13 protein-coding genes are annotated in these 12894 nt (G+C 62.5%); 2 read left to right on the plus strand and 11 right to left on the minus strand.

The annotated features are described in order from the left end of the window. Nucleotides 1-378: 378 nt before the first annotated feature. From VLA65_RS16140 to VLA65_RS16170, 7 genes are all read right to left on the minus strand, one after another. A complete protein-coding gene (locus VLA65_RS16140) occupies nt 379-606 on the minus strand; it encodes a hypothetical protein (protein WP_332603080.1) in 228 nt (75 codons plus the stop codon). A 160-nt stretch (nt 607-766) separates the two neighbouring features. Then, a complete protein-coding gene (locus VLA65_RS16145; protein ID WP_332603081.1) occupies nt 767-1195 on the minus strand; it encodes a hypothetical protein in 429 nt (142 codons plus the stop codon). Between the two features lie 1127 nt (nt 1196-2322). Further along, entirely contained in the window at nt 2323-4380 is a 2058-nt protein-coding gene (locus tag VLA65_RS16150) for a hypothetical protein (protein ID WP_332603082.1), read from the minus strand. Nucleotides 4381-4395: 15 nt separating this feature from the next. Then, nucleotides 4396-5001 carry a hypothetical protein gene (locus VLA65_RS16155; RefSeq protein ID WP_332603083.1) on the minus strand — a complete coding sequence of 202 codons (606 nt, stop codon included), beginning with the start codon at nt 4999-5001 and terminating at the stop codon, nt 4396-4398. Further along, nucleotides 4998-6017, minus strand: a complete 1020-nt coding sequence (locus tag VLA65_RS16160) for a hypothetical protein (RefSeq protein WP_332603084.1) — start codon at nt 6015-6017, stop codon at nt 4998-5000. Before VLA65_RS16160 ends, VLA65_RS16155 begins: the two co-directional genes overlap by 4 nt. 1320 nt (nt 6018-7337) lie before the next feature. After that, complete coding sequence (locus tag VLA65_RS16165) at nt 7338-7880, minus strand: DUF6036 family nucleotidyltransferase (RefSeq protein ID WP_332603085.1); 543 nt, start codon at nt 7878-7880, stop codon at nt 7338-7340. Continuing rightward, complete coding sequence (locus VLA65_RS16170) at nt 7870-8415, minus strand: hypothetical protein (protein ID WP_332603086.1); 546 nt, start codon at nt 8413-8415, stop codon at nt 7870-7872. Before VLA65_RS16170 ends, VLA65_RS16165 begins: the two co-directional genes overlap by 11 nt. A gap of 212 nt (nt 8416-8627) precedes the next feature. Here VLA65_RS16170 and VLA65_RS16175 point away from each other — a divergent pair, with 212 nt between their 5' ends. Further along, nucleotides 8628-9125, plus strand: a complete 498-nt coding sequence (locus tag VLA65_RS16175) for a hypothetical protein (RefSeq protein ID WP_332603087.1) — start codon at nt 8628-8630, stop codon at nt 9123-9125. Here the strand turns inward: VLA65_RS16175 and VLA65_RS16180 are convergent. Then, on the minus strand, nt 9115-9255 hold the full coding sequence (locus tag VLA65_RS16180) for a hypothetical protein (protein WP_332603088.1): 141 nt from the start codon (nt 9253-9255) through the stop codon (nt 9115-9117). The genes VLA65_RS16175 and VLA65_RS16180 overlap by 11 nt on opposite strands. On the opposite strand from VLA65_RS16180, the gene VLA65_RS16185 reads away from it, so the two are divergent. Next, nucleotides 9202-9759: a nucleotidyl transferase AbiEii/AbiGii toxin family protein gene (locus VLA65_RS16185; protein ID WP_332603130.1), complete on the plus strand. Its 558-nt coding sequence runs from the start codon at nt 9202-9204 to the stop codon at nt 9757-9759. The two genes, VLA65_RS16180 and VLA65_RS16185, sit on opposite strands and share 54 nt — an antisense overlap. Nucleotides 9760-9793: 34 nt before the next feature. On the opposite strand, the gene VLA65_RS16190 is transcribed toward VLA65_RS16185, so the two are convergent. From VLA65_RS16190 to VLA65_RS16200, 3 genes are all read right to left on the minus strand, one after another. Continuing rightward, complete coding sequence (locus VLA65_RS16190; RefSeq protein WP_332603131.1) at nt 9794-10099, minus strand: HPr family phosphocarrier protein; 306 nt, start codon at nt 10097-10099, stop codon at nt 9794-9796. A 27-nt stretch (nt 10100-10126) separates the two neighbouring features. Then, entirely contained in the window at nt 10127-11839 is a 1713-nt protein-coding gene (locus VLA65_RS16195; RefSeq protein WP_332603089.1) for a phosphoenolpyruvate--protein phosphotransferase, read from the minus strand. A gap of 157 nt (nt 11840-11996) precedes the next feature. Then, nucleotides 11997-12845, minus strand: coding sequence for a PRD domain-containing protein (locus tag VLA65_RS16200; protein ID WP_332603090.1), 849 nt, complete (start codon nt 12843-12845; stop codon nt 11997-11999). Nucleotides 12846-12894 lie beyond the last annotated feature (49 nt).

Below are 12894 nucleotides of genomic sequence, written 5' to 3' on the forward strand. Positions count from 1 at the left end.
GATCAACGGCACCGAGCAGACATTCCCGCCCGCCATCCCCGCCGACAAACAGGCAGTCCTCAACGCGATCCGGAACCCGCGGGCCAGGCACTAAGCCGAATGACCGAAGTCAGGTGGACATCTGAGCGGGAAACGGGACTGTCCGATAAACGGTGTGTGGATCTGGCCGGTTTTCATTAGTGAATGTTTCTTTCGAAGCGGCCGGCGAGGGTAATCGCGAACGCGTTAAGCGCTGGCTTCCAACTCATCACCCGCCCCGCTCGGCGCTGAAGCAATCCGCCGGATCGTCACCGCGTTCGGTCTCACCCCGGGCTAACAAAAAAGGTGCCTGAAGTCGTTCCTCGGGACTCCGAGCTTTGGCATTGGATAGCTAAATTGCTAGTGCTTTCTCTCTACTGCCGTCGCCGGTGAGTCCTCCTCCTGCACAACCTGAAGGACATCGTTAGCCGCTAAGACCAGGTAATCCGTACCGTCGATCTTAACTTCCGGAATATCGTGCTTGGCGTAAATCCGGACGAACTTTCCGGGCTCGACTTTCACTGGCAGTCGGAGCTCGGTAACTTCCGCATGGCCGGTTCTGAACATCTCTTCCGCAGTGATGGTCACGACACCTTCGTCGGTTGTCGGGGGTACGTCTCTAGTCGGTTGGGTTCTACGGCTCTCAACAGGCGTGCGCTGTGCGATGCGACCGGTTTTGGCGTCAACCGGTCGACCGAGCTCCTTCAAGATCCTTGACCGTTCACGAGCAGCCTTAATGACCAGTGGGTTATTCGCCTTCAGTCGAAGCTTCATCCTCTATACCCTCGCCTTCGTCTGAATCCTCAATGAACAGCTCATCTAGAACCGACGCTATAAGTAGCTTATCGCTCGCATTGGCCCATGTAGAGACTGAAAGGTCACTAAGTATGATCAGACCCACTCCCGCTCGAGTTTCGTCCCCTGAGGCGACCTCGGCGCAAGCCCACTCGAACCTTTCCCACCAGTGTTCCCGACCCTTGAATTCTCGCTCGCGAGTCTCCTGCTTTTCGTTCACCGCGTCGACATGAGAACGGGTTTTGGAACCTTGCACCCAAGAGACAATGGACGAAATACCGACGGCTACAAGAGCAATCGCCGACGAGATTGTCGCCGCTACCCCCTGAGCGGTCCAGTTCGGCCCGAACAGCTCCCCCCAGAAATCTGCTGTCGGTTGCATACTCCGATGCTACTCGAAGACGACAATGGTTTCCGGGAGGTCCTGTCCGGAGGCGGTGAAGACGGCAGCCCCTGACCTGCTACTACCGGTCGCCTGGCTCCCGGCAACCAAAAGCACCAGCATCCCGCTGCGGATCGCGGTGGGCGTCGTGGCACTCGTACTGCCGTGGTGGGAATCTTGATGGCCGGCATGGCGGAGCCATCACGCCGTTCAACGGATGGATGAACTTCTTCCTCATCGTGGGTTCGATCGGCTGCCTCACTATTAGGATCGTCATCCTAGATGAGCAAGGCAACAACGGCGGGGCAACCCCTTGGCTGGTGCCATCCGCCGGTCTGAGTGCTCGAACGTCTCAGCTTCATGGCCGTTGGGAACATAGGGCTGCCGGGCACAACTATCATCAAATAGCTGGCGAGGTTTGCTTGGTTTCATCTGAACCGCCCGATGTCAGCTAGGGGCGCCCTCGGCGCAACAAGGGAGAGCCACACGCAGGCCCGGGAGCCGGAAAGATTCCTTCAACGTGAAAGTTCCTGTAGCTGGGCAAAGTTTCCGAACCACGACGCTGGTTGCCAAAACTGCACGACAGCCCCTCAACCCGGCGACTGGCCCCTATGAAAACGACGATCCAACATAGGAACCAGAGCGCAATCACGGCTCGGAGGCCACGATGCCAAGCACAACGCCCCCAGCGATCCCGGCAGCGGTAAGCCAGAAGGGGCTACTGGACGGAAGGTCAACTATCAGCACTTGGTCGAAGCCAGGAGGAAGAGACCCGCAAAAAGCCCTTCCTTTCGCGATGAGCGCCGACACCGACGCTGACACAACTGAGGGCAGCGAGTCGACCTATCTGCAGGTGTCGGTATCGTCGTCACGCCCCGGGTGCCTGACTATCTCGACACGATGGAGGTTCCCGCTGGCACGTGAGCAGCGGTCGGCACCGAGGGTGAGTACCCGGCTGCGCTGCAGGATGACTGGGCAGCGACGGCGACAGATTGCTTTCCTTGTCAAGCAGCTCGAGTTTACGCTCCAGATCAATGCCTTCAGATTACTGGGGCATGACCAAGTCATCGTCGAGCACTTCCACGTGTGTATAGGGACTCCGGGATCCAGACTAGCCACAACACCTGTCAGCGATTCTCGGCTTCCGAAGTATGACCGTCTTCGTTCTCGATGAGACCGTAGGGCGGGTCATCAGGGCTCTGCGAGTAGCGGACCACGACATGCAGGTCGGCCACAGACGGCGGCTGGTTATCGACGAAAATGATCTGCGCGCCGGCGTTCTTGGCGAGCCAGCTCACGACGTGGCGGTAGATGTTCTCCACGATGTTGCGGCTGCGAGCGGTGATGAGCAGGCCGATTTCAGCACCGTCATCGTCCGCCCCTGGATCCGGCATAGTCGGGACAGTGATAGCCCCGGGAACGAGATTCTTCTGGGGGCTGTCGACTATAAGGAATCCGGGATGGCCCGAACCCTCCTCGAACGCCAACTCGAAGAGCGCGAGTTCCCAGGCGAGTGCTATCAGCGTCATGGCCCCAGAAGAACCGACTTTGTCATATCGGCGCCCTCGAACGAACGGCACGAGGTTCCTCTCAACGTGCACGAGATTGACCTTCGGATAGCCGAAGTCTTCGAGGATGTTGAACAAGCGTTCGCCGATGCGGGTGAGGGTCGTGTCGCGAGGCGTCGCATTCTTCAGGTATCGCGCCTTGCGCGCTCTCGCTTCCTTGAGGGCGGCTGACGTGTGCAGAAGTTCCAATTCCTTTTGCTGTAGTTGCAGCAGCATCTGCCGTGCTCGGAGCATCGTCTTAAGCTCGACGCGAGTGTCAGCGACAGATTGCTGGATTTCGTCGCGTTCCATCAAGAATGGCGAGATAATATCGCCGGAGACCCGGTCTAGCGCTGATTGCGCCTCTCGTACCGCTGCGTTGGCGGCGCCCAGGTTCCTCCGAAGCTTGTCGCCCTCTGCGCGCACTTCCTGGGCGAACTCGAGGAGCTGGTTCAGGCGGCGCACAAGACTGCGTCGTTCCGTACTTAGGTCGGGAACGCTCTGGCCATTGGTGACGTTTGTGGTCAGGTGGGAGTCGCACAGTGAGCATTCGTTCTCGACGACCTTGGGCGGCGATTGGAGCTTGCTCTGGCAGGCCGGGCATGTCACCACGGTGAGCGAGTCGAAGAGGTTCAGCGATTCAGCGACGAGATCGAGTCGTCGGATCTCGTCGGCATACTGAGCGCGGAGGGGCTCAAGCCGCCGTGCAAGGGTGTCCCGGTCTCGCAACTCAGCCTGGATGAGCTGTGCTTGCTTCTCGCTCCCGGCGTAGTTTGCGCGTAGCTCGACGGTGAAGTCGCCGCGGGCGGAGATGTTGCCGTCGATGGCCCGCTTCTGTGCGTTGAGCTCGGCTACCCGGATTCTGAGCCGGTCCGACTTGGAGTCGATCTCCTCGATGGTGGTGAACCCCGCATCGGTCATGAACGTCCGAAGCGTTTGGACAGCTCGCGCGAGCTCCCGTTCCTCCGCGCCGAGTTCTTCGACGGCCCTGGACAGCGTCGACTGCTCGTTGTCCGAGACGCCGAACAGAATATTTACGACCTGGTTGAGCTTGATGGAACGGGGCGGTTGTCTTTCGTACGCGAGGTCGCCGTTATCGAGCCTCCGATTGGTGAGAAACCAGAGCGGCTGAAGGTCTCTGAAGCTCAGTGCGTTGGTTTTCGAGTCTGCCTGAGACGGCGCCTGATCCAGGCGGAGTCCGCTGAGACCACACAGCTGCAGGAGATAATGGGACAGCGAGTCGGCGTCGGCGGGGTCGGACGTGAAGGACCGAACGGGCGTGCCAGACATCGTATCGAGGTCACCGGTGTAAAGGTAGGCATTCGTTGTCTTCGTGCCAAGCGCTCTCTCGACGACGTACTGTGCGGGGTTAGCGTCGCCCGGTCCGGTGACGTCGATGGCAAGCTGAGCGGATCGTACGTTCGCCATCACCTCATCATGTTCGGGATGCTCTTTCGCGCCGAGGCACCAGTCGACGAACTCCAGCACGGTGGTCTTACCGGTGCTGATCTCGCCGGCGATAATCGATAGCGGCCGGACCAGCTCCTTGTCGTGTGGGTCTGTGAAGTCGACGCGGTACGAGTGCTTTGGGCCGACCAAGCGGAGGGCTCGTATGTTGAAGGCGGGAAGATTCGTCATGGGAGTCGTCGTTTCCTAGAAGAGCATGTCGCGCGATGCGAGCCCGGAGGCCTCAGCCTCGAACTCGTCGATTGTTGGACTGTCGATGAGGTCAAAGAGCACCGGGTCCACTCGAAGCCATGTTTCGAGGTGCTCTCGCATCTTCGTCGAAGAAAGCTTCATCACAAGAGGAGCAACGGTCGCAACACTGAGCCGGTATGCGTCGGCGTACACGGAGCACAGACTGTCCGCTGATTGCTGCCCCAATTCGGTAACGGTGAAGACTCTCTGCCCCTCGTGTACGGTGAGTCGCACAAGCCCGAAAGCGACTAGTTGGGCGATGTCCGAAGTCACTCGTTCCCGCCGAGAAACGAAGCGCTGGCTCGGCGAGGCGTATGCGATGGAGTGGCGGCCGAATCCTTGCAGCCGTAGCTGATTAGAGGCGGGAGAATCCGCGTCCAACACGAGGAACGGGTTCGCCGACAGGAACTCAATCACCGAAAGCCGCTCGAGATCCAGCTTGCTCTCCTGGGCTTGTGCGCCCACCAGAACGAGGATGATCTGGGCCATCCGAAAAGCGGGTACGGACTCCGCGCGTAGCGTCGAAGCTGCATGCTCGGTGGTGTCAACCTGGGCGTTCACGTTTCCTCCTCCGTTCCTTCCTCGTGGTTTGGGCTAGAAGAGCTGTTCGGGACCCGCGAACGGTGGTCTTTGGCGACATCACGCCAGTCCCTAACCCAACCCGCGCGGCCGTTGTCCACGGCTTGATGGAGCAGGCCAACGCCGTGAAGGACGTGCGCTCGGAGGCTCGCGGCCTCCTGCGCGTGACTTGTCTCGATGCCGCCGACTACGTCGCCATACAGTTGCGGGAAATGCCGGTCCGTCGACATCCGAAATGCAGTGTTGAAGGCTGTCGACCAGGTCGATGAAACTCGCACGCGCCATGTCGAGAGCGCCGAGACTTCGGGCTGAATACCCTTGTCCGTGACCTCGCGCTCCAAGATCTCCGCGTTGAAGAACGCCTCTCGGGCAGCAAAAGTCTCTGGCAATCCGGCTTCGTCCATCTGGCGCACGAAGAGAGCGCCATCATACTTGGTGTCGTCAACAAGTTCCTCTAGTCCCCGTGGCTCTTCGAGGTCAGCGGTTCTCAGCGGCAGCGGAAATAAAGGCGAGAAATAGTGGTTCCGAACGTCCGCCGCGGCCGAAGCTTGGAGTCGTCGCCGCAGCCGCCCTGCGGTCTGGAGGCTCACCGTGAGGGTGTCGGCCTTGGACGTTCGCTTTTTCCACCCTTCCCACCAGGTGAGCATCGGACCATCCAGTTCGCAGGGGATGCATAGCGTCCAAGACGCGATCTTGTAGCCGTTCTCGTGGGCAGCCTTCTGCGCCGAATTGTACGAGTCTCGAACGTCGCCCTGCTGTGTCTTAGCGAACCCGTCGATGAAGTACTTCGACTGCCAGATGTGGACTTCACCTTCTTTTCCGAGATCGCCGACGTAGGCGTCGATGCCCCAATCGCCCGGGTTCGCTTGAACCTCCTGGACATCGGGATGAACGATCCCGACAATGTCTGCAATAAGTCGTTCGAACGCGTCGCGAGCACCCGAGGGGCCAGCGAATCGCGTTTCAAGGAACCGGAAGTCGACGTCGCCGGAGCCCACCACAGCAATTTGATCTGACAACCAGCCCCCCAAGCCCCGTTCGGTAGCATCAGCATATCCATAACCCATGCGACCGCATATTCCGCGGTGGTGCTTATCCGGCCTCCTCATTGCCGCGGAACTCACAGTACAGGCGGCGTTTTCACTGACACGCCGCGGAGGATGACTGGTTCCCGTCGTACAGGTGGCGGCTCGGCCGGGGCAACCTATCAGTGCGATGCTCGACTGTTCCTATGACTTCAGCACAGCCACCTGCGAGTTCTGGCTCATGGTAGAAGGCGCCTGCTCGGGGGAACTCACAGGCAGCGAGGTGCGGGCGAGTTCACTGCGCGGTGAGGCTACTGTCTAGCGGGCACTTGACGGCCGCAGAACGCGCCCCCGCGTGGCGCTCCTTGATTGGTACACGTGTTTCGCAACCTGTCTGCCTTGTAACCCAAGAAATGTAGACGGTTTCAGTTGCCCGTGATGTTGCGTATTGGATCTTCAATCCCACGGAGGCAAACAAAGCAGACGTAAGTGTGGACGCTGTCCACACCCTCTTTGGCAGGACAAACCTCGGAGCGCGACTCTCGCGGGCACGCCTAAAACCGCCGTCAGGGGCGCCCTATAGCGAGATCGCCGAAGTCATGTCGTTCCCGCTCCCCCGGCCCCATGAATAAGTGTAAGGCCACCCCAGGCCCACCCGACCAAACAGGAACGAGGAACCGCATAAACCCACCCACAGCAGGCCGAGGTCCCGCCAACCCACACACCTTCATAGGCCAACGCGGCGGCCAGGCCAAAGCCCGCCCCCGTAGCGTCAGAGGCACTTGTCAAGCTTTGTCAACACGTTAAAGCAAAAACCCCCTCTGACGAGGGGGAATGCTGTGCCCGAGGTGGGACTCGAACCGCATTCCAGGCCTTGAAAACACTGGGAAGTCCCGAAAACATGCCGAGTACGGCCCAGTCCGGCACCGGTACGGCCGAGTCCGACGCCAAATCTGTTGACACTGTCAACACCCCCTATCTGACAGAATTTGAATAACACAGAGCGACTGCCGCCCCCCGTTTGAGGAGGAACGGAAGTCGCTCTATCTTCGGCTGCAACGGCATCAGGCCAACTCGTCCTGGATGCATCCGTTCGCGACAGATGTGTCGGCTCGAATCTGGTCACGGCGGTCCCCCTTCATGCGTCCCATGAGCCGAAATGCAGGAACTCCCATGAGCTTGCGACGTGCACGTCGCGTCACCGCGGAGCCATGGCGAATGGGTGGGATGAAACAGCGAGGTGCCCAGCCCCAGGTGGCCGTCGGGGATACGGAAGGCGTGGTTGCCTCGTTGTCAGCGGCCGGCGGAACTCCTCACCCATGCCAGCGCCCGGTCCCGTCGGATGTCGTCATTACGGACGGTTTCAAGCCGCACGGCAATCGTGTCCGCATCGACCAGCCCATGCTCAAGGAGAGCGTTCACGAACACGCGATCCTTGGCCCGGCCGGCAATGAGCTTGGCCGCACATAGATCGTGCGGTTCCAGACACAGTCCGGTCCGGCCATTGGTGTTGGCGTTATTGACCCTCACAAGCCGGTCCGTCCAGCCCTCGGGCAGCACCGCCGTGTCCATGCCCACGCCCTGGACGTAAAACCCGTGTGTTTCGTGGAAGAACGACATCTCACCGATGGCCGCGTCCAGCTCGGTCGCCAACGACTGGGCATCATCATCCTCCATCGGAGCGACGTCGACTTCCTCGGACATCGTCGCCTCGAGCGGCAACTCGTCCTCCGTGAACGACCCCAGAATCGCCTGGCTGCCGATAATCACGACGGTGTCATGCCGGATGATTTCCGTCGCCGCCCGAATGGCGTGCTCCAACTGGCTACGATCCATGCCGCGTAGCCTTGTGAATGGCCAAAAGCCTCTCCTCATCTGTCAGCACTCCGGCAAACGGCGTCATCTGCCGGAGGTCAATGGACCGCTCGTCCGGGCGGAGCATCACCTCAATAAGGTTCTCGACCGGGCCAGCGAGCAACGCCGACCAATCCCTCACCCACCCCTCGGCAAAGGAGCCCCGGGACCTTGCCGAAAGACGGGCGAGGTTCACCTTCGCCTTGCTCAGAACAGCCTGAGGATCGACACGCAACTTCTCGGCAACGGCCCGGTGCAACTCATAGGACACCCGCTCCTCCCGCCGTTCAAACGCCGGCCGGCCGGCCCGGGCCTTCTCCAACAGACGCTGACTCACCGAAGGACTGACAGCCGTCGCCTTGGCGATCCCCCGAACCGTCATGCCCTCGACCCACAAAGAAAACACAGCTTCCGCCCGGCTATCCGAAGCCGCAACCATCTCCCGACGCGCCCTATTGGCCGCCTCGCCAGCAACTTTCACCTTCTGGATGAGCTCATCCGTCAACACGGTGGACATGCTTGTATGCTACCCGGGTACAGGTATTTTCTAAAAGCCAGCGATGAGAATACGGCGGCCCTTCGGCCGTTTCCTCGCTCTGCCATCACAGCTTGGGCCAACCTCGCGACGCCGAACAGCCGCCTCTCACCCTGTCATAACACCCTCTTTCGGGTGTCATGACACCGCGTAGACTTGGTCGTGAAGGTCAAGCCCTCTGAAAGGAGCGCGCCATGTCGGCAGGGACGCCACGGCACACGATCCGGGTCAGCGACGAACTGTGGAATGAAGCGCACCGCAAAGCCGTGCGGGAAGGCACCTCCGTGTCCGAACTCATCCGTATCCGGCTCCGTGACTACGTCGCGGCCCCGGTCGAGCACCGGCACACCATCGCAGACTCCCTCGGGTACCTGGTCCCGGATGCATTCAACGATCTGCACGGCCCCGCCACCGGAACTGTGGAACTTCCGCTGCACCTGGACTGGGGACCGGAAAGAAGCTACAACGTGGACGACGACGGCAGCTGCTCGGTGCTGTACCAACTCACCCTGCAGAATTCCGAATCCATCCAAGAAATCTGCCGCATCGTCCACCCAGGACGCCTGACGGCCCTGTGGCCAACCATGATCCTGCCCGCACGCTGCAGGCAGCTCTGGGAAACCAGCTTCCCCCAGCTCCCCGCCACCCGCGAAGCGAAGGAACACCCGTCATGGACCACGCTCAGCGCGTAGCAGCAGGATCGCCCTCGAAGCCCTGGCCGCCGACGGCTTCCTCCTCGCCGGCGGCCAAGCCCTCATTGAACACGGCATCACCGAACGCCTCTCGGACGACATCGACCTCTTCGCCCTCCACCGCCGCCACACCCCGGCAACCTTCACCGCATCGGTACAGAAAATGACAGCCGCCCTCGAAGCCGCCGGATACACCGTCGAGATCACCCGACACTTCGAGGAATTCGCCAGCATCACCGTAGGGCACAACGAAGAAGCCGTCGTCATCGACCTTGGCCTCGACTGGTGGGAGAACTCCCCCGCCATCATCGACATCGGCCCAATCCTGTCCCTGAAAGACTCTGTTGCATCCAAACTGCTCGCCGTCTACTCACGCGGATACGCCCGCGACTACCTCGACGCCTACTCCATCATCACCAGCCACCGCTTCATCCACCAGCAACTGATCACCCTCTGCCAGCGCCGGGACCCGACACTGGACCTGCCAACGTTAGCCGCCGCCATCGCCAGGCACCGGACACTCCCCACCACCGAATTCACCAAATACGGCCTCCACCCCAGCGAACTCCCCACCCTCAGCACCACCCTCCTGGACTTCGCCACGATAATCCACAACGCCTCATCAGCCGACTGACCTGCCGGGCGGACATTGTCTCTTCCGGAAATCGTCAGAAGGCGTCCAGGTCGGTTTCAACCAGGGCTGCGAGCTTGTCCAGGGCCTCTTCGGCGCCAGCGCCCTCGGCGCGCAGCACTACCGTGTCGCCGTTGCCGGCGCCCAAGGTCATGAGGGACAGGATGCTCGAGGCGTCCATGGCTTCGTCCTCCGGGGTGCCGTCCAGGGCGATGGTGACCTCGACGTCCAGTTCAGCGGCGGCTTCGGCGAAGATTGCCGCGGGACGGGCGTGCAGACCGGAGGCGCTGGCGACTACGGCTTTGAGTCGGTCATGGGGTTCTCCTTCAGGATGGGGATCGATGAGGGTCGGGTGAAATCCAGGGTGCTTCTACAGGCCCAGTTCGGCCAGGATCGGCAGGCGGGCCCGCACGGAGTCGCGGCCTTCCGCGGCTGTGGCGGCTCCCACCGCCAGGGCCGCCACCTCCTGCGCCTCGGCCAGGGTGACGGTCTTCAGCACCGCGCCCACGGCGGCGAGCGAGCGGGACGTCATGGAGAGGGTGTTCACCCCAAGGCCTGTGAGGACGACGGCGAGGGCCGGGTCCGCGGCGGACTCGCCGCAGACGCCCACGGCCTTGTCCCCAGCGGTCTTCGCGCCTTCGACGGTCAGCTGCACCAGGCGCAGAACGGCCGGCTGCCAGGGGTCGTTGAGCCCGGCGAGGGGGCCGAGCATGCGGTCCGCGGCCATGGCGTACTGGGTGAGGTCGTTCGTGCCGAGCGAGGCGAACTCGACTTCCTGAAGGACACTTCCGGCGGTCAGCGCGGCGGAGGGGACCTCCACCATGACGCCCGGCGTCTTCAGCCCCGCGGCGGCACACAGGCTGGCGAAGTGCGCGGCCTCGGGCCGGGTGGCGATCATCGGGGCCATGACCCACACGTCCGCCTCGGAGTCAGCGGCCGCCCGCGCAATCGCGGAGAGTTGGCGATCCAGCACGCCCGGGGTGGTCCAATCGGTGCGGTAGCCGCGGACGCCCAGGGCGGGATTCGGCTCTGTGGAATCGGTCAGGAACGGCAGGGGCTTGTCCGCCCCGGCGTCCAGGGTGCGGACCACCACCTTCTTTCCTGGGAAAGCCGCGAACACGGCTCGGTAGGCGTCGGCCTGCTCGGCCACGGACGGCTCGGTGTCCCGCTCCAGGAAGCAGAACTCGGTGCGAAACAAGCCCACGCCCTGCGCGCCCATGCCCGCGGACGCCTCAGCGTCCTTTGCGTTGCCCACATTGGCCAGCAACGGCACCGGGTGACCATCCGCCGTCGTACCCGTGCCATCGAAGGAAGCCAGGGTCGCGGCACTGACCGCCCACTTCGCGGCCGATTCCCGCTCCGGCTCCCCCGGTTCCGGGACGACGACACCGGCAGCGCCGTCAACGTACACCTCCACGCCGTCGTCGATCGCCTCGATGCCCGCTGCCGCGACGACGGCAGGTAGGCCGAGGGAGCGGGCGATGATGGCGGTGTGGGACTGGGGTCCGCCGCCGGAAGTGGCCAGGGCCAGGACCACGGTGGTGTCCAGGGTGGCGGTATTGGCCGGGGCGAGGTCCTCGGCCAGGAGGATGAACGGGGTGGCGGAGCTGGGGATGCCCGGGGCGGGGACGCCGCGCAGCTGAGCGACGATGCGGGCGCGCACGTCCAGTACATCAGTGGCGCGTTCGGCCATGTACCCGCCCAGGGCCTTGAACCGGGCGGCCACGCCCTCGGCGGCCTCCCACACGGCCCGTTCCGCGCCGGTGCCGGCCGTGATCAGCTTCCCGGCGGCCTTCAGAAGCATGGCGTCCTTGGCCATCAGGGCCGTGGCCTCCAGCACAGCCTTGCCGTCCTCACTGGCCCGCGTGGCACGCTCCCGGAGCTCGTCGTGCACGGCAAGCGCCGCGGCCTTCAGGCCAGCGATGGCCTCCGCCGGGTCCGTCCCGGCGGGCAGGGCATCACTGGTGGCCGGCTCCGCCAACGGCTCCGGCATGTGCTTGACAGTAGCGATGACGCGGCCCGGATTGACTCCGACTCCCTGAAACCCTGTGGTTCCTGCAGTTTTCAGAGCTGTTGCTTTCATTGAAGTTCTCTTTCGTCTGTTCGGCTCAACAGTGCCCAGCGGGCGTCAATGCTGCCGGTTGATTGAGGAAGGATTGTGACGGCGTCAGTGCACCGTGCCGCGACCATGGCTCTGTAGGCATGCTGCTCGGCCCTGGAGCGCGAGACGCATCTCGGTTTCAGCGGTATTCGTTCACATCCGCAACGAGGCGTGCCACGTGCAACGCCAGGTAGGCGACCTCGTCCCGGGTGAGGCTCGTGTCCAGTCCCATTTCCAGGAGGTACTGGATCTTGGCGGCGCAGACGACGGCCTCGGGGTGGCTCTGGACGATCGCGTCCACGAGTACGGAGGACTTCTCAGAGATCTGTTTGCCCGAGGCGACTCGGCTGAACAGGTATCTCAGATGGGTGACGAAGCGTGCCGCGTTCATGGACTGCTGGTCCACGGTGAAGCCGAAGGTCTTATCCACCAGCGCGAACGCCTGCGCGATGACACCGGTCATATGCATGGCCTTCTCCATGCCGGGGGTGGCGAACTGGGCGTTCACGAAGTGCATGGCCAAGGCGACCGCTTCGTCGTCGTGCAGTCTCACGCCCAGGGACGCCTCCACCAGGCCCAGCGCCTCGCGTCCCGTGGAGAGCTCCTTCGGGTACAGCTGGGAGACCTCCCAGGCCAGCGGGAACTGCGCCGGGATCCCCGCCTGCAGCCGTTCGACGGCGAAGCTGAGATGGTCAGCGAGCGGTACCACCAGGGCTTGGCTGACCCGCAGGTCGAGCCGCTCCCCCGCCAGCGCCGCGACCTCGCCGGCTGCATTCAGGCAGTCCAGGGGGATGTCATCCAGGAAGCGGGCAAGCCGCTCCACATTGGCGTTCTCCGCCGCGACGAAGACCTGGTCTGCCACTTCGCGGGAGATTTCATCACCCGGTCTGCGGCCGTGGCCGAGGCCCCGTCCGATCACCACAAGGTCCTTGCCGTCGTCATCGATCGCCAGGACCGCGTTGTTGTTGAGCACGCGCTTGACTTGCACGTCTCACCGTTCCTTCCATCAACAGTTCATGGGGTGGTGGGGGGGGGGA

The sequence above is a fragment of the Arthrobacter sp. S2(2024) genome (assembly GCF_036662515.1).
Classification (GTDB): domain Bacteria; phylum Actinomycetota; class Actinomycetes; order Actinomycetales; family Micrococcaceae; genus Arthrobacter.

Excerpts from the sequence above, each read along its gene's own strand:
- VLA65_RS16145 (WP_332603081.1), bottom strand. The coding sequence starts at position 1,195 with ATGCAACCGACAGCAGATTTCTGGGGGGAGCTGTTCGGGCCGAACTGG.
- VLA65_RS16175 (WP_332603087.1), top strand. The coding sequence starts at position 8,628 with ATGTCGGCAGGGACGCCACGGCACACGATCCGGGTCAGCGACGAACTG.
- VLA65_RS16170 (WP_332603086.1), bottom strand. The coding sequence starts at position 8,415 with ATGTCCACCGTGTTGACGGATGAGCTCATCCAGAAGGTGAAAGTTGCT.
- VLA65_RS16195 (WP_332603089.1), bottom strand. The coding sequence starts at position 11,839 with ATGAAAGCAACAGCTCTGAAAACTGCAGGAACCACAGGGTTTCAGGGA.
- VLA65_RS16150 (WP_332603082.1), bottom strand. The coding sequence starts at position 4,380 with ATGACGAATCTTCCCGCCTTCAACATACGAGCCCTCCGCTTGGTCGGC.
- VLA65_RS16165 (WP_332603085.1), bottom strand. The coding sequence starts at position 7,880 with ATGGATCGTAGCCAGTTGGAGCACGCCATTCGGGCGGCGACGGAAATC.